13 protein-coding genes are annotated in these 16538 nt (G+C 42.8%); 9 read left to right on the forward strand and 4 right to left on the reverse strand.

The genetic code is table 11. The features are described 5' to 3' along the window. The first annotated feature begins 203 nt into the window (after positions 1-203). Positions 204-2519 carry a glycoside hydrolase family 65 protein gene (locus G563_RS0126220; protein ID WP_028667947.1) on the forward strand — a complete coding sequence of 772 codons (2316 nt, stop codon included), beginning with the start codon at positions 204-206 and terminating at the stop codon, positions 2517-2519. 157 nt (positions 2520-2676) lie between these two features. Beyond that, complete coding sequence (locus G563_RS0126225) at positions 2677-3552, forward strand: glycosyltransferase family 2 protein (RefSeq protein WP_028667948.1); 876 nt, start codon at positions 2677-2679, stop codon at positions 3550-3552. A gap of 62 nt (positions 3553-3614) precedes the next feature. On the opposite strand, the gene G563_RS0126230 is transcribed toward G563_RS0126225, so the two are convergent. After that, the gene (locus G563_RS0126230; protein ID WP_229598573.1) at positions 3615-4502 is read right to left on the reverse strand and encodes an alpha/beta hydrolase; all 888 of its coding nucleotides are present in this window, start codon (positions 4500-4502) and stop codon (positions 3615-3617) included. A gap of 155 nt (positions 4503-4657) precedes the next feature. Beyond that, the gene (locus tag G563_RS0126235) at positions 4658-5266 is read right to left on the reverse strand and encodes a 2OG-Fe(II) oxygenase (RefSeq protein ID WP_028667950.1); all 609 of its coding nucleotides are present in this window, start codon (positions 5264-5266) and stop codon (positions 4658-4660) included. 395 nt (positions 5267-5661) lie between these two features. Between G563_RS0126235 and G563_RS35930 the strand changes: the two genes are divergently transcribed. Continuing rightward, positions 5662-6825, forward strand: a complete 1164-nt coding sequence (locus G563_RS35930) for a DUF6600 domain-containing protein (protein ID WP_037328275.1) — start codon at positions 5662-5664, stop codon at positions 6823-6825. Positions 6826-6877: 52 nt separating this feature from the next. Here the strand turns inward: G563_RS35930 and G563_RS0126245 are convergent, their stop codons facing one another. Continuing rightward, positions 6878-7642, reverse strand: coding sequence for a LytR/AlgR family response regulator transcription factor (locus tag G563_RS0126245; RefSeq protein WP_028667951.1), 765 nt, complete (start codon positions 7640-7642; stop codon positions 6878-6880). Then, complete coding sequence (locus tag G563_RS0126250; RefSeq protein WP_028667952.1) at positions 7617-8744, reverse strand: sensor histidine kinase; 1128 nt, start codon at positions 8742-8744, stop codon at positions 7617-7619. The genes G563_RS0126245 and G563_RS0126250 overlap by 26 nt, the downstream gene beginning before the upstream one ends. Before the next feature lie 332 nt (positions 8745-9076). Here G563_RS0126250 and G563_RS0126255 point away from each other — a divergent pair, with 332 nt between their 5' ends. From G563_RS0126255 to G563_RS0126280, 6 genes are all read left to right on the forward strand, one after another. After that, positions 9077-10003, forward strand: a complete 927-nt coding sequence (locus tag G563_RS0126255; protein WP_051211218.1) for a DUF2279 domain-containing protein — start codon at positions 9077-9079, stop codon at positions 10001-10003. A 205-nt stretch (positions 10004-10208) separates the two neighbouring features. Beyond that, complete coding sequence (locus G563_RS0126260) at positions 10209-12749, forward strand: TonB-dependent receptor (RefSeq protein WP_028667954.1); 2541 nt, start codon at positions 10209-10211, stop codon at positions 12747-12749. 279 nt (positions 12750-13028) lie between these two features. After that, positions 13029-14411 (forward strand): FAD-binding oxidoreductase, encoded by a 1383-nt coding sequence (locus G563_RS0126265; protein ID WP_028667955.1) that lies wholly within the window; start codon positions 13029-13031, stop codon positions 14409-14411. Between the two features lie 124 nt (positions 14412-14535). After that, complete coding sequence (locus G563_RS0126270; protein ID WP_028667956.1) at positions 14536-15024, forward strand: Rieske (2Fe-2S) protein; 489 nt, start codon at positions 14536-14538, stop codon at positions 15022-15024. Positions 15025-15046: 22 nt separating this feature from the next. Next, positions 15047-15490: a thioredoxin family protein gene (locus G563_RS0126275; protein WP_028667957.1), complete on the forward strand. Its 444-nt coding sequence runs from the start codon at positions 15047-15049 to the stop codon at positions 15488-15490. After that, on the forward strand, positions 15456-16427 hold the full coding sequence (locus G563_RS0126280) for an FAD:protein FMN transferase (protein WP_229598574.1): 972 nt from the start codon (positions 15456-15458) through the stop codon (positions 16425-16427). The genes G563_RS0126275 and G563_RS0126280 overlap by 35 nt, the downstream gene beginning before the upstream one ends. The last annotated feature ends 111 nt before the right edge of the window (positions 16428-16538 follow it).

Consider the following 16538-nt stretch of genomic DNA (forward strand, 5'->3'; position numbering starts at 1 on the left):
ATTGCGCAGTGGTAAGAGAAAATTAGATAAGCGAAGTTTTGTTGGAAAAGTACAATTTGTAAGGTTGTTTTATTTGGCCAATTAAGGCTATAATGTTTTACTCAATGCGTAAAAACCAGAACAATTAAAGATAAAATCGATGAAAAAACCTTCGCCCGAAATGCCTACTTTTGGCCTAAAATTCATGTAGATACTACCTAAAAATGAAAAACTATATAAAACACGACCCTTGGTGTATTATTGAGGAAGGGTTTGCGGCCGAGTACAACGAAATCACCGAGAGCCTTACAAGCCTTGGCAACGGACGCATGGGGCAAAGGGGTAATTTTGAAGAAAAGTTTTCGGGAAAAACTTTGCTGGGCAATTATGTTGCCGGCGTGTTTTACCCCGACAAAACCCGCGTTGGCTGGTGGAAAAACGGCTACCCACGGTATTTTGCCAAAGTACTCAATGCTTGTAATTGGATTGGAATAGATATAGATATTGAAGGAGAAACCCTCGACTTGGCTACTTGTGAGGTGTCAGAATACACCCGCGTACTCAATATGAAAGAAGGAATACTGGAGCGGAAGTTTGTAGCAACGCTCGCAAGTGGTAAGCAAGTACGGGTACACGCGCAGCGTTTTTGTAGTATCGTTGACGACGAAGCAGGCGCGATTTGTTACGCTATTACTCCGCTCAATTTTGACGCAAAAATCACCCTTGTTCCTTCCCTCAATGGTGATATTAGCAATAAAGACTCCAATTACGGCGAAAAATTTTGGGACGAAATTCGCAAGGAAACGTCTTTTGGGGAAGCATATCTCGAAATGCGTACCAAAGATACGCCTTTCAAAACCGAGCTTTTTAATGTATGTACAGGGATGAAAGTCGATTTGAAAATCGATGGAAAAAAGGTTGATTTTCAGAGTTTACCCATCAAGGAGGAGAAGTATGTAGGGTGTCGGATTGTGGTTGATGCCAAAGCTAATGAGGAAATCACATTATACAAATATGCAGTCAATTTAGCCTCACTCAATCATTCGGTGGAGGAGTTGTTATCTAACGCTAAGGTATATACTCAGCGGATATTTAAGAAGGGTTTTGAACAAATGAAAGCCGAGCAAATCCAAGCTTGGGCGGAGCGTTGGGCACAAAACGACATCATTATTGAAGGAGACGATGCCGCCCAACAAGGCATTCGTTTTAATATTTTTCAATTAGAACAAACCTACACGGGCGAAGACGACCGCCTCAATATTGGACCCAAGGGCTTTACGGGAGAAAAATATGGTGGCAGTACCTACTGGGATACTGAGGCGTATTGCTTGCCTTTTTATTTGGCTACTGCCGACCAAAAAGTAGCGCGCAATCTGCTCGTGTATCGTTATAAACACCTCCAAAAAGCCATCGAAAATGCCCAAATGCTTGGCTTTAAAGATGGTGCCGCTCTCTATCCGATGGTGACTATGACGGGCGAAGAATGCCACAATGAGTGGGAAATTACGTTTGAAGAAATTCACCGAAATGGTGCCATTGCTTATGCCATTTATGACTACATCCGTCATACCGACGATGAGGCCTATCTCGGCGAATATGGCCTAGAAGTGTTGATTGCAATTGCTCGTTTTTGGGCGCAAAGGGTCAATTGGTCTTCTGACAAACAAAAGTACGTAATGCTAGGTGTAACTGGCCCTAATGAATACGAAAACAACGTCAATAACAATTGGTACACCAACTACCTCGCTGCTTGGTGTTTGCGATTTACGTTAGAATCAATCGCCAAAGTAGAACTACAAAATCCTGCCGCTTTGGCCGCTATTTATGAACGAGTGGGCTTTGATGCCGCTGCCGAAACTGCCAAATGGAGTCAGGTGGTGGAGTATATGTATTATCCTTATGATGCAGAGCGTCAGGTATTTTTGCAACAAGACGGATTTTTGGATAAAGAATTACTTACCGTAAAGGATATTGCAGCCCAGCGGCCTATCAATCAGCGCTGGTCATGGGATAGAATCTTGCGGAGTTGTTTTATCAAACAAGCCGATGTATTGCAGGGCTTGTATTTCTTTGAAGATGAGTTTGATATCGACACCATCCGCCGCAATTTTGATTTCTACGAACCCATGACCGTGCACGAATCGTCGCTGTCGCCTTGTGTGCATGTGATATTGGCGGCTATGCTTGGCTACAACGAAAAAGCCTACGAGATGTATTTGCGTACTTCAAGGCTAGATTTGGATGATTACAACAACGACACCGAAGACGGCCTTCATATTACGAGCATGGCAGGTACGTGGATGTCGGTCATCAAAGGATTTGCAGGAATGCGTATCAAAAATGGCAAACTGTCGTTCACGCCTTTTTTGCCTACCCAATGGCAGGGGTATTCTTTCAGAATCACCTTCAAAAAACAAGTCGTACGGATAGCGGTTCGCCGTGGAGAAGTGGAAGTCGAAAACCTCTCCAACGAACCTTTGGAAATATTGATAAATGATCATGTTTTGCGCGTCGAAGCATACCAATCGCAAGCGGTATAGTTCTTCATTAAATGGGTTATAAACGGGGCATTTGTATGCCTTATAAAAAAGTCGGTAGAAAATTTCTGCCGACTTTTTTGTATTTTGTTGCAATGCTAAGCGCATTTTTTGCGTATGGATAGCAAATACCTTCATAACTGTTATTAGTTTTTACACCATGATTGAGTACTTTTCACACGCACGAAAGCAAGGCGTGCCTTTGTTTTCGATTATTATTCCTACGTGGAATAATCTCACCTATCTACAAACTTGCATTAGGAGTATTCGCCAAAACTCCGCCTATAATCATCAAATCGTATTGCATATAAATGAAGGAATGGACGGTACCGCCGAATGGGCCAAAAAAGAACAAATAGATTACAGCTATTCGGCCCAAAACGTCGGGATATGCCTTGGCTGTAACGCGGCGTATTCGCTGACCAAGGCCGATTATATTGTATACATGAACGACGACATGTATGCTTGTCCTGATTGGGATAAGCACCTTTACGATGCCATTAAAGAATACGGAAAAGATGATTTTTATTTTTCGGGAACGCAGATAGAGCGTTATCCTCGCGACAATGCTTTTATCGTAAGTGGTAAAGATTATGGCGATAGTATTCAGAATTTTGATGAACAACGACTCCTGCGCGATTACACTTCTTTGGCGGTTCCTGATTGGAATGGGGCCTCATTTCCACCAAGTGTAATGCACCGTCATTTCTGGAATCTCATTGGGGGTTTTAGCGTGGAGTTTAGCCCCGGTATGTATTCTGACCCTGATATGAGTCGTAAACTTTGGGAGGTGGGTGTACGTAATTTTAGGGGAATTGGTAAAAGCCTTGTGTATCACTTTATTTCAAAGTCGGTGAGTAGGGTAAGCCACAATCCAGGACGTAAACAGTTTCTAAAAAAATGGAAAATGACCGCCAATACTTTTTACACTTTTTATCTTGATTTTTATAATACCAAACAAAGCTCTTATATTTTTCCGATATCGTTAAAATTGAAATTAAAACTATTGAGTGATAGAATTAGGCTGCATTTGTAAAAACAAAAGGCAGCTCCAAAAATTTTTCGAACTGCCTTTTGTGGTACAAAATGAAGGCGTAGCTACTGCGCTAGTCCCATGCCAATGAGCCAATTATGGCACCCATCGGGCCAGCCATGTACAGAGCCTTTTTGTTTTTTTGCCAGCCCAAATCCATGCCCACCATTTTCATAAATGAGTATAGAAGCGGGAATATTTAATTTGCGCAGCGCATCATAATAAAGCAAGCTATTTTCGACGGGTACGCCTTTATCGTCTGTAGCATGAACCAATAAAGTAGGAGGTGTTTTGTCAGATACTTGTTTTTCGGTTGAGAAAAGCTCTAACTTGGCGGGGTCAGGATTTTTGCCTAACAATTTTTCAAACGAACCCGCGTGCTTTTTGGAACCCGAACTAATAACCGGATACATCAAAATCGCAAAATTGGGCTTTAAAACATCCACACTGTTCAATTTGTCGAAAGCCGAAAATTGCGGAGCAAGGTGCCAAAGTGTACTCACCGTCGAAGCCAAATGCCCTCCCGCCGAAAAGCCCATCACCCCGATACGGTTGGGGTCGATGTTGTATTTGGCCGCATTTTCCCGAATCAATTTCATTCCTTGAAGCGCATCTTGAAGTGCTACTTCGTGTTTGTTGGACCAAAGGGCGTCGTCGGGTAGGCGGTATTTGAGTACAAATGCGGTTACGCCAAAACTATTAAACCATTTGGCTACATCTACTCCTTCATGACCTGCTGCTTCAATACCATAGCCACCACCCGGACAAATCATTACGGCAGTGCCATTGGGCTTGACTGGAAAGTAAGCCGACAAAGTAGGCAATACAATATTGCTGATTCGTAAAACCCCATCATTGCCGACTTCAATCTTTTCTTGAATCGTACGATTTTTTAAATCATTAGGAATCTGCCCTTCGGGCCAAAGAGGAATGACGGTTTGCGAACGCGACATGGTAGAAATCAGACTTATGGATAAAAATGGAAGGAGGAGAAGCAAACGATAAGTGCGGCGCATAAAACTGAAGAAATAAATGTTTAGTTTTTGTTTATAAAAGCAAACAAACCTCAAAAGTTAATATCTCTCTGTGCCAGAAAAAACGATTCGGCCTAGTAAGTACGTAGCCAACCTGTAAGGCTGAGACGTTCGCGCGTAGCAGGAAGTACTTCATGTTCGAGTTTGTCAGCTTCAAAGCATACGAGTCGGCCTCCTGTGGGAGAGACCTTGATTGATTCGCCATTGGAAAGATACACTACCAATTCGCCTCCATCGGTGGGTTCCCAATTTTCGTTAAGATAACAAATGACCGACATTTTGCGGCGGGAGTCATGACGAAAACGGTCAAGGTGACGTTTGTAAAAAGTACCTATTGGATAAAGAGCATAATGAAACTCAAAATCACGAAGCCCCAGAAAGCAAGTACGATTGAGATACTGAATCAAATCATTGATTTTTTCAAAAAAGGCTTTTTCAGCCGGGTCAGTTGAATATTCGTCGAGCCACAAAATATGATCTCCTCTGATTCCTGCCTTAACTTGATGCTCCGAGCCTTGACCAATACCGGCTGTTTTGAAAGCTCCGTCAGAATGTCGTTGTCGCAATATTTGACTCAATGACTTTAGCTCGGACGGGTTCAAAAAGCCATCTAATATTCCGTAACCTTGTTCGGTGATGTTGTCTATCAGTGTATCAAATATCTCCATGAGGGGCATTGCCATAAATAAAACACTAAGTAATGAATTTTAGCTTAAATAAGCACAGCAATAATTTGATTGTTTGAAAATGAGATAATTTTTGATTTGATATTAATGTTTTGATTGTCAGAAGTTTATGTTGTATTTTGGCTCTTGAATTTATAGGCTTATAAATTTTATAAAGTGTTTTTTGGTATATTTTATTCTTTTCATCCGAATAGCTTCTTTCATTTTGACTTTGCCAATAGAGTGTAGGCTCGTAGAGGCGTTCTAAGTATAAGTTGGGCTGTTGAGTACCTACAAAAAATGACTTTGGTTAACGATTGTTAATGTTGGGATTAGGATTGTGAAATTAAAATAGAAACCCCTAACTTTTCGTTGAAATAGTACAAAGTTGAATTTAACATATCAATAAGGTCATGAAAGCAATTCATAAAATAAAATGGGTGTATCTCGTTCTCTTATTAACCATAGCAGGAACGACCCTGGCACAACCTGGAGTCAGAATTTCTCGCTATGATTTTTATGATGAGCTAGCCCCTTATGGCCAATGGATGGACTATCCTTCTTATGGTCAAGTATGGCGGCCTCGTGTGGAAGCAGGATTTCAGCCCTATGCGACTGGAGGTCACTGGGAAATGACCGAATACGGCAATACTTGGATGTCAGACTATGAGTGGGGGTGGGCACCTTTTCACTACGGTCGTTGGTTGTTTGATGATTATTATGGTTGGATTTGGGTTCCTGACGATGAGTGGGGACCTGCGTGGGTTACTTGGCGTTCGGGAGGAGGTTATTATGGCTGGGCACCGCTAGGCCCTGGCATGGGGATAGACATCAATATCAACCTTCACATTCCTTATAATTATTGGGTATTTGTGCCCGATATTTACATCCGTAGTCCTCGCGTTTATAATTACTGTGTGCCTCGTCCACGGGTAGTAAATGTGTACAATAGTACCACTATTATCAACAATTATTATCGATACAACAATCGCTCATATGTATACGGCCCTCAGCGCTACGACATTGAGCGTGCAACGAGAAGCAGAGTAAATGTATATCGTGCCGATGATTTGTATCGTCAAGGCAGAAGCTATGCTCGCAACAACGACCGCGACTATCGTCAAGAACCTAATCGTAATTACGGACCCTCACGTCCTACTTATGATGCACCAGCTCGGCGTGATAACCAATCTTACCCGCGCAGCAACGATAGAGTATATCGTGAGAATACGCCTCCTGCCCGCTCACAAGAGGGACAAAACGATAGAAGTTATCAATCTGCCCCTCGTGGCAATGCCCAACGTACTTGGTCGGACGATAGCTACTCGCAGCCGCGAAATGGAAGAGAAAGCCGCGAAACTACTCCGCAGCGTACTTACGAAAATGCACCTTCGCGGCGCGGCGGAGGAGGTGACAATGGAGCACCCACTCGCTCGTATGAGCCTTCGCGCGATACGCGTGACTACTCACGGGCTCGTGGTCAACAGGAATCATCGCCCCGTAGCTCTTCTGAGCGGCAAGGTGGCGGTGGTGAAAGAGAGGGTGGTGGTGCTGGCCGCCGTGGCGGAGGCAACTAACAAAAAAGGTGAAGATACCTAAGCAAGATGGGCCTAAATCACAGAAAGTGGTTTAGGCCCATTTGCTTACAAACTGATTGAAAGTGTCTTTGTACTGCTCACTTACCGGAATGGTAGTATTCCCAATTTGAATGCTATTGCGTGTAAGAGAAGAGATTTTTTCTAACGAAATAATAAACGAACGGTGTACCCGCATAAAGCGTCGTGATGGAAGCTTATCTTCGAGTGCTTTCAGACTTGTAAGCGACAAAATAGGCTTACTTGAGCTTTGGAGGTGTACTTTTACGTAGTCTTTTAGTCCTTCGATGTACAAAATATCGTTGAACGCTACCCTTACCAACTGATACTCTACTTTCAAAAACAAGGAGTCTTCTTCTGGCTCGGTAGGAAGGGAGGCAGGGGTAGGTGCTGCCACTGGTGCTGGAGTGGGGCGATTCACTAGCTCAAAGTAGCCTTTGGCCTTGGTAGCTGCTCTCAAAAATTCTTCGTAATTAAATGGCTTCAGCAAATAATCAAGAGCATCTACTTTATAGCCTTCAAGGGCAAAATTGTTGAAGGCCGTCGTGAAAATAATGCGTGGGCCTACTCCATTTTGTTGACTTTGGGAAAGAATGCGGGCCAATTCGATGCCTGTCAAATCGGGCATTTGAATATCCAAAAAAATCAAATCAACTTGGAGCGTGTGCAGCCCCTGCAATGCTTCTACAGCACTGGAGTATTTTCCTATTAAATTAAGAAAAGGGGTTTTTTCAATAAAAACACTCACCAATCCCAAGGCAAGTGGTTCATCGTCAACGGCTATGCAATTGAGCATCATAGAGAGGCGGACTAAGGTGATTGATAGGTGATTGAACAGCAGTAGTTTGAAGGGTCAATTCTACCAAAAATTCATCGTTGGGGGTATGCTCCGTAATTTTAAGGTCATAACGGTCGGGATATAATAAATCCAGACGACGACGCGTGTTGACCAATCCAATCCCATTGCTTTCTTCCAACGATACACTCTTCTGTAAAAAGAGTGTATTTCTCACTTCTACCCGTAAAGTTTGAGCTTCTTGCTTGATACCAATATAAATATGACTGGGTTGGGTAGCACTTACGCCGTGTTTAAAGGCATTTTCGAGAAAAGGCAAAAGTATCATGGGGGCGATAGCTACGTCGGCCTGAGAAGTGGGTTGTTCAAACTCCACTTTTACTTTATCGGTAAGCCGAAGCTGCATAAGCTGGATATAGTCTTGCAAAAAGGCCACCTCTTGGCTCAATCGGACGGTCCCTTCTTTGGTTTCGTACAATACATACCGCATCATTCGGGATAATCTATGCAATGCTTCTTGTGCTGATTCCACATCTATCATAGTAAGGGCATAGATGTTGTTGAGGGTATTGAAGAAAAAATGAGGGTTGATTTGGGCTTTCAAAAAGGAAAGCTCGGAAGTAACTTTATCTTTCTCCAATTGCACCCGTACTTGGGTATCTTTTTGCCATGTTTGTACTACCGTAATACTCGTACTTGCTCCCAGCGAAAGCAAAGAATACAGGAAAGTAAAAGAATCAAAACGACGAGGACGATTGGGGTTGTAAGGCTCGTTGGGTTTAAATACCTTATGCCAAAGCTCGGGCAGATTAAGCCAAGCTTCAAGCCCTTGAATACTCCAATAAATCGTAACCACGATGCTCACAATCGAGACTATATACCAAGCTGTGTGGTTGCGAAAAAGTAATTTTGGCACTAAAAGATAGCTGTTTACGTAGAAAGCAACTACCAGTAAACTCAATAATACCCACTGTTTGACCCAAAATTCAGAAGGTGGGTCGATACTCATACCTTTGGGTTGTGAAAACAAAAGAGGAGTCACAAGGAGCCACCCAAAAATATGCAGCATGAAAGGTATATAACGACGTTGGGGACGAAGAAGCATAACAATACAATTTAGTCTGCAATATTAAAAAACGACGCTGAGTATTGAGGTTTAGAATCTACTAACCTAAAGGATTTACCGACAGAGACCTAACTTTGTTCTTTGAGTGAGATAGCTAAACAAATTTAGAATAATCTCATTATAGACCAAATCAAATGACTTGATTTCCTTTTGAGTATATCTTTTGGGTTTGAAAATCAGAGAATTATGTAGAATGAATGCTGGTTGGTTTTTAGATGAATAAACAAATAAAAATGTCCGTTGGATAAAATTTGTGTTTTTGATTGTCTCATAATCAATATCTTAATTCCACAATAAGTAAGAGAGAATACATGAAAAAAGCTAAAAGGTGGCAATGGGGCTGGGGAGTGTTAATTTGCCTTCTCAGCCAACAGGCAATATCCCAAATCGATTCGACAGAAAAACCAACTCCCGTATTTAATAAGGGTAGGTTTGCGGCGGTAGTCGCTACCGAAGCTACCTTGTATGTAGGTACGATGGCTTACCTCAATTTCATCTGGTATAAAGACGAAAAACGTGTCCCGTTTGAGTTTTATAACGATGCCGCAGGCTACTTGCAAGTAGATAAATTTGGTCATGCTTACGGGGCTTACCTAGAGAGTTATATAGGTTACAAAGCATTGCGGTGGGCGGGCGCTTCTAAGAAAAAAGCATTGTGGTTTGGGGGTACGCTAGGGTTTTTACTCCAATCTCCTATTGAAATCGTAGATGGGTTTTATGAAGGTTGGGGGTTTTCGTGGAGCGACATGGCCGCCAATGCCCTCGGAAGTGGCATAGTGATTGGGCAAGAATTGCTTTTTGATGAGCAAATCATGAAATACAAGTTCACCTTTCGACGTTCACCGTATGCCAAGCAAGCCAATGGCTACTTGGGTACTACTTTTGCAGGACAAATATTGCAAGACTACAATGCCCACACTTATTGGTTTAGTATTGGACTCAATCGCATTATTCGTTCAGACAAAATCCCTCCTTGGCTCAATGTAGCCGTAGGATATGGGGCCAACGGAATGTTTGGTGAATTTGAAAATATAAGTCGTTGGGGGCAAGTAGTGATTCCGCCGACGCACCGCTATCGCCAATTTCTGTTTTCGTTGGATGTAGACTGGACCAAAATCAAAACCAAGAATCGTTTTCTGAATCAAGTGTTTCAAAGTATGTTTATGCTCAAACTCCCTTTTCCTGCCCTTGAAATCAATACCAAAAACGGCTTTAGATTCTATGGAATGTACTATTGAATCTATCAACTCCCAAAATTTATCGATAGAATACTATTTGTATTCTACCAAGGCCAGAATAAAAACTAAAAAACAGTAAAAACAATCGCTATCGGTCAAAAAGCCGTGATTATCGGTATATCTACAATCTTCGGTCTATTGTATTTTTTTGTGAAATAAAGTCGATGTTACTTTGTTTCATCAAAACGAAAACAATAGATAAACAATGAAAAATATAATTACTTTCGCACTTGTGGTATTGGGAATCACAGCCGCCCAAGCCCAATTCGGTCCGGGAGGCCCTGGCGGGCAAAGTGGTGATGGCAATGGCCGCAACAGAAACACTAATACCCAGACGCCTTCATTAAATTTGGAAAGTACCGCTCCTAAAGGCAATTCAAAAATAAATGGATTTGTGGTGGATTCTTCAGTAACTCAGGCCGTTGAGTTTGCAAATATTGCGCTTTATAACAAAGCTACCGGCAAGCCCGTTGACGGTACAATGGCCGACGAAAAAGGTAAATTTTCCTTTAAAAATATTGCTGCTGGCGACTACAAACTTTTGATTTCGTTTATTGGATATAAAGACAAAACCATCGACAATATCAAGCTAGTCAAAGGGCAAGACCTTGATTTAGGGGTGATAAAACTTAACCCTGACATCAAGACCCTTGATGAAGTAGTAGTAACGGGCGAAAAATCACTCATCGAAGAGAAAGTAGATAGAATGGTTTATAACGCCGAAAAAGACCTGACCGCTCGCGGGGGAGATGCGTCTGATGTTTTGAAAAAAGTGCCTATGTTGTCGGTTGATTTAGACGGCAATGTGTCGCTGAGAGGAAGCCAAAATATCAGAGTATTAATTAACAACAAACCCTCCACTATCGTAGCAAGTAGCATCGCTGATGCACTCAAAATGATTCCGGCAGATTTGATTAAATCGGTAGAGGTAATTACTTCACCATCAGCCAAATATGATGCCGAAGGCTCGGCGGGTATCATCAACATTGTTACCAAAAAATCCACCTTACAGGGACTTACGCTCAATGCTGACGCTGGAGTAGGGGTAAGAGGGTCTAACTTGAGTCTTAATGGAAACTATCGCCAAGGCAAATTGGGGATTACTTTGGGCGGATTTGGACGGGCTTTTTACAACAAAGCAGGTACCACTCTCGACCAATCGACCATCCAAAACGGTGCTTCACTGCTTACCAAGCAATCTACCGATGCGCACGACAATGGCTTATTTGGACGTTATAACCTTGGTTTTGACTATGACTTAGGCAAAAATCAAGCCCTTACGGCGGGTATTAGCTTCGGTACTCGCAACTTCGTCCGTTCGCAAGACCTTACCACTCGTTTGTTCACCAATGATGCGCTTACTTCTACTTCGTACCGTGATGTGACTAGCAAAGATTTGTCAAACAACGTAGATATTAATGTGGATTACATTCGTATGTTCAAAAAGCCAGGACAAGAGTGGTCTATTTCGACCCAATACAGCCGCAACAATCTGACCAACAACTTCAATGCCGATTTGTTGAGTGAAAGTAGCAGCTTATTGAGCCGTCAGAAAAACCTTAACTCTAATCTCAACCAAGAAGCAACTATCCAAACCGATTATCAGACGCCGATCAAAACCAATCAGATGATTGAATTTGGTGCCAAAACGATTGTGCGTCAGGTAACGAGCGATTATAGCTATCAGATTGCAGGGCCTACAGGGGCTTTTGCGAGCGACGCCCGCAATCCAGAAGGTTTCTTGAATTATAATCAAAATATCGTGTCGGGGTACTTGTCTTATACGTATTCGACCGCCAACAAATATACGTTCAAAATAGGGTCACGTTATGAGTACACTACGATTGATGCCAACGACCAAAATGGAAAGATATCAATTCCAAGTTACGGAAATTTGGTTCCAAGTATCAATATCTCTAAAAGCTTGAAAGGCTCAACGCTCAAACTGGCCTATAACCGCCGTATCCAACGCCCAGGTTTGCAACAGCTGAATCCTAACTTCAATGCCGCTAATCCGCAGAATATCAGTATTGGTAATCCAAATTTGAGACCCGAATTGACCAACAATTTTGAGCTTGGTTTGAGTACTAACATCAAGAAAACATACCTCAACGTGGCGGTGTTTGCTCGCTCTACCAACAACAGCATTACCCGTTTGAGCGCTCCTTCGGACACTTTGGCAGGCGCGATTGTGACTACCTTCCAAAACATCGGTAAGCAACAAGTGTACGGAGCTAACGTTTTTGCTAATCTTTATATCACCCCTAAGTGGACCGTAAACGGAGGCGTAGATTTATACTACAACTACCTCGAAGGCAAAGTACAAGGCTTGGATGGTACTTCAATCACGGCAAGCAACACCGGTTGGGTGATAGGCGGAAGAGTAATGACAAGTCTTGCGCTCAATCAAGGATGGGCCGTACAAGCCAACGGCGGAATGCGAGGCAATCAAATCACACTGCAAGGAGTTCAGGGAAGCTTCTACATGTATTCGGTGGGAGTCAAAAAAGACTTCAACAACAAAAAAGGAAGTTTGGGATTAGCAGCTGAAAACTTCTTTGGAGGTATGAGCATCAAATCGACAAGCGTCTCACCGCAGTTTAACCAGACATTTGTCAACAATATTTATAACCAAAACGTCAAATTAACGTTTAGTTATAAGATAGGAAAAATGAGCTTTACCGCTCCCAAAAAGACCAAGTCTGTGAAAAACGACGACGTGAAAGAAGGAGGAGAGAATCGTTAAACTCCAACAAACTTGTCAAGTTTAAAATACAGAAGCAGTCAAACTTGACAAGTCTTGTAAATGGACGCCAACAGACTTGTCAAGTTTATAAACGCAGTAGGAGCTCCAACTTGACAAGTCTTGTAAACTACCAAATGACAAAAGATTTTTAAAGTAGATAGATAAATGAGTGAGCCAAAAGGCGGGTCTTTGCCCGCCTTTTGCTTTTTTAGGTAATCTTATTTCAATTGAAGATTTTTTTGTGGATACTTGTAAAGGTATTTGTTGATGATTCATTTTATGAAAGATATTGTAACACAGCTCATTGAAGTTTTAGGGAAAGAAGCGGTTCTTACCCACGAAGAAGCTGGGATGCGGTCGGCGGGTGTATGGGGAAAACCTCGAAATTTGGATGTTTTAGCCTTGGTGCGTCCCCAAAATACCGAAGAAGTTGCTAAAGTTTTGCGACTATGCCACGAAGCGCATCAGCCCGTAGTGCCTCATGGGGGACTTTCCAATGTGGTTGGCAGTGCCGTCACGGCGCCGCACGAAATTGCGTTGAGCCTAGAGCGAATGAATCATATCGAAGAGATTGATGAAATCAACAAAACCGTAACCGTCCAAGCGGGTGTAGTGTTGCAGCATTTGCAACAGGCGGTAGCGGAGCAAGGGCTTTTGTTTCCTCTCGATTTAGGAGCCAAAGGAAGCTGTACGATAGGGGGGAATGTTTCGACCAATGCGGGCGGTTTGCAGGCATTGCGCTACGGCGTGACGCGGCAACTTGTAGTGGGATTAGAAGCTGTGTTGGCCGATGGTACGGTGGTTTCATCGCTCCACAAACTCCAAAAAAACAACACAGGTTACGATCTCAAGCACCTCTTTATCGGAACCGAAGGAACACTCGGCGTAGTGACCAAAGTAGTTTTGAAATTAGAGGATGCACCCAAAAGCCGCAATACGGCCTTTATCGCATTAGAAAGTTTTGAAGCTACGGCTTATTTGTTAGGGTTTGCAAAAGAAAAATTGGCGGGTACTCTTACTACCTTTGAGTTGTTTTGGGAAGAATACTACCGACTCATGACCAGTCCTCCTTCTGGATTTACACCTCCACTCCCTCACGGAAGCCCTTTTTATGTATTGATAGAAGCACTGGGGCAAAATCCAGAAAAAGACCAACAACTCTTTGAAGCGATGCTAGAAGAAGCCTTGCTCAAAGGTGACATTGTGGATGCGGTGATGGCGCATTCACAGCATCAGCTAGACTGGTTTTGGGGAATTAGAGAAAAAGTAGAGTATGCGGGTCAGTACCACGGCTGGGTGGTTGCTTTTGATGTCAGTTTGGCGATTTCGGATATGGATGCTTACATACGCCACATCAAAGCGCAATTAAGCCACCAATGGCCCGAATACTACTTTTATGCTTTTGGACACATGGGAGATGGCAATTTGCACTTGTATGTTTATGTAGATGACGACTACGAATCTACGCGACAGCAGATTGAAGAAATCGTGTATACGCCTTTGCAAGCAATCAATGGCTCGGTGTCGGCAGAACATGGAATTGGCCTTTATAAAAAACAATGGTTGGCATTGAGCCGAACTCCCCAAGAAATCCAACTCATGAAAACGCTCAAAAGGGCATTAGACCCTCATTCAATTTTGAATCCAGGCAAGATTTTTTGAAGTAGAGTTTCTTCAAATTAGGCATAAAATTATTTTGAAAATATCTAAATAGAGGTGTTTCCAAAATAAGTTGCCACGCATTTTTATCAATCTACGTAATTGATGAAAATGAACAATGTTACCTATGAATCGCTATGAATTTTTGAAATCAATGGGCTTTCGGGGGGGCGCATTGATGGCATTGCTGACCTCCTGTATCAGAGAAGAAGATACCTATGTAGAGGCGCTTACCATCTCACCTTCTTCTGGTACAACCCCGGTTGTGACTACTCCTCCGACAACTGGAACGACCGATTTAAGTACTATTAAGAATCCTTTGGTAACGATTGACCTGACGGCATCGGCCAATTCGGCCCTTAAAACGGTGGGAGGTTATTTGATAAAAAGCGGGATTGTGATAGCTCAAGCAAGTGCAGGTGTGTACGTAGCAGCTACTCAGACTTGTAGTCATGAGCCTAAGAAGAGGGTTATTTTTAACAAAACCGAATTTTATTGTACCGACCACGGTGCCCGCTTCGACCTCACTGGAAAAGGACTCAATAGTTTTGGGAGTAAAGGCATTGCTGTTTATAAAGTCGCTACCGACGGCAAGACACTGGTGGTTTATAGTTAAGTTATTTCAAAATTCAACAAACATGAAAAGTCTTATTTTTTTGTTAGTCAGTAGTTTATGGGTGTCGTCGTTGGAGTGGGGAGGAGATTTTGAAAAAGCCAAAACCGAAGCAAATCAAAATCATAAATTCATTTTACTTAATTTTTGTGGTTCTGATTGGTGCGGTCCTTGTATCAAACTCAAAAAGGATATTTTTGAATCAAGCGATTTTGAGCAGTATGCAGCTAGCCGTTTGGTGCTGGTAAGAGCCGATTTCCCGCGCCTTAAAAAGAATCAATTGGAGCCTCATCAAACCGTTCATAACGAAACTTTGGCCGAAAAGTACAACCCCCAAGGTAAGTTTCCTTTTACGGTTTTGTTGGATGCGCAAGGCAAAGTCATAAAGCAATGGGATGGCTACCCAACTTCCATGAATACCCTTACTTTTATTCATGATATTAGCACCACGCTCGATGTCGCCAAGTGAAGTTTTAGTAGGAGAGCAGCTGTATCGGCGCGTACTCAAACTCATGGGTAATCGCTTTGAGATAAGCGTAGTAGCCCCTAATGAAGCTTGGGCCGAAGCTCGTATTGATGCTGCGGTAGCAGAAATAAGGCGAATTGAGGCCCTTCTGACAACGTATAGAGAGGATAGTCAAACCAATCAAATCAATGCCAACGCAGGGGTTCAACCCACGCAGGTAGACCCAGAAGTATTTGATTTGATCCAGCGTTCTAAGCGGATTTCGGCGCTTACGCAAGGAGCTTTTGACATTACTTATGGTTCTATTGATAAGAGTCTGTGGAATTTTGACACGCACATGAATCGCTTGCCCGATGCTGCTACGGCGCGCTTGGCGGTGCGCCTTATCGATTATCGCAATGTGATTTTGGATGAAACTAGCAGGAGTGTTTTTCTCAAATATCAAGGAATGCGTATTGGTTTTGGAGGTATTGGTAAAGGCTATGCTGCCGAAAAGGCAAAACAGCTACTCATCAAACAAGGTGTGACGAGCGGTATTGTGAACGCCGCTGGCGACCTGACTACGTGGGGAATGCAGCCCGATGGTCACCCGTGGACTATTGGCATTGCTGACCCTAATGCTAAAAATCAGCCTTTTTCGTGTCTCAATATTAGTGATGTGGCCGTGGCTACGTCTGGCAATTATGAAAAGTTTGTGATGATTGACGGGAAGCGATATTCACATACGATTGACCCCAAAACAGGGTTGCCGGTATCAGGCATAAAAAGTGTGACAGTTGTGTGTCCTAATGCTGAGATTGCAGATGCTATGGCCACGCCCGTAATGGTTATGGGAGTAAAGGTAGGCATCGACCTCATCAATCAAATGCAGGGAATCGCTTGCATCATCATTGATGAACACGACCGCGTGTTTACCAGTAAAAACATCAGAATTAATTAGAGAATTTGATAACGTTGCCCTGGTTGGTTCTCCTAAAAAATGCCCCCGTAGGGGCTACATATCAATAGAAGAAACACATCAACCCAATAACCCCACATAAATGCCCCATAG

The organism is Runella zeae DSM 19591, from assembly GCF_000423565.1.
GTDB lineage: Bacteria > Bacteroidota > Bacteroidia > Cytophagales > Spirosomataceae > Runella > Runella zeae.

Excerpts from the sequence above, each read along its gene's own strand:
- G563_RS0126235 (WP_028667950.1), bottom strand. The coding sequence starts at position 5,266 with ATGGCAATGCCCCTCATGGAGATATTTGATACACTGATAGACAACATC.
- G563_RS0126220 (WP_028667947.1), top strand. The coding sequence starts at position 204 with ATGAAAAACTATATAAAACACGACCCTTGGTGTATTATTGAGGAAGGG.
- G563_RS0126260 (WP_028667954.1), top strand. The coding sequence starts at position 10,209 with ATGAAAAATATAATTACTTTCGCACTTGTGGTATTGGGAATCACAGCC.
- G563_RS0126270 (WP_028667956.1), top strand. The coding sequence starts at position 14,536 with ATGAATCGCTATGAATTTTTGAAATCAATGGGCTTTCGGGGGGGCGCA.
- G563_RS0126265 (WP_028667955.1), top strand. The coding sequence starts at position 13,029 with ATGAAAGATATTGTAACACAGCTCATTGAAGTTTTAGGGAAAGAAGCG.
- G563_RS0126225 (WP_028667948.1), top strand. The coding sequence starts at position 2,677 with ATGATTGAGTACTTTTCACACGCACGAAAGCAAGGCGTGCCTTTGTTT.
- G563_RS0126250 (WP_028667952.1), bottom strand. The coding sequence starts at position 8,744 with ATGCTTCTTCGTCCCCAACGTCGTTATATACCTTTCATGCTGCATATT.
- G563_RS0126245 (WP_028667951.1), bottom strand. The coding sequence starts at position 7,642 with ATGATGCTCAATTGCATAGCCGTTGACGATGAACCACTTGCCTTGGGA.
- G563_RS0126275 (WP_028667957.1), top strand. The coding sequence starts at position 15,047 with ATGAAAAGTCTTATTTTTTTGTTAGTCAGTAGTTTATGGGTGTCGTCG.
- G563_RS0126255 (WP_051211218.1), top strand. The coding sequence starts at position 9,077 with ATGAAAAAAGCTAAAAGGTGGCAATGGGGCTGGGGAGTGTTAATTTGC.
- G563_RS0126280 (WP_229598574.1), top strand. The coding sequence starts at position 15,456 with ATGATATTAGCACCACGCTCGATGTCGCCAAGTGAAGTTTTAGTAGGA.
- G563_RS0126230 (WP_229598573.1), bottom strand. The coding sequence starts at position 4,502 with ATGTCGCGTTCGCAAACCGTCATTCCTCTTTGGCCCGAAGGGCAGATT.
- G563_RS35930 (WP_037328275.1), top strand. The coding sequence starts at position 5,662 with ATGAAAGCAATTCATAAAATAAAATGGGTGTATCTCGTTCTCTTATTA.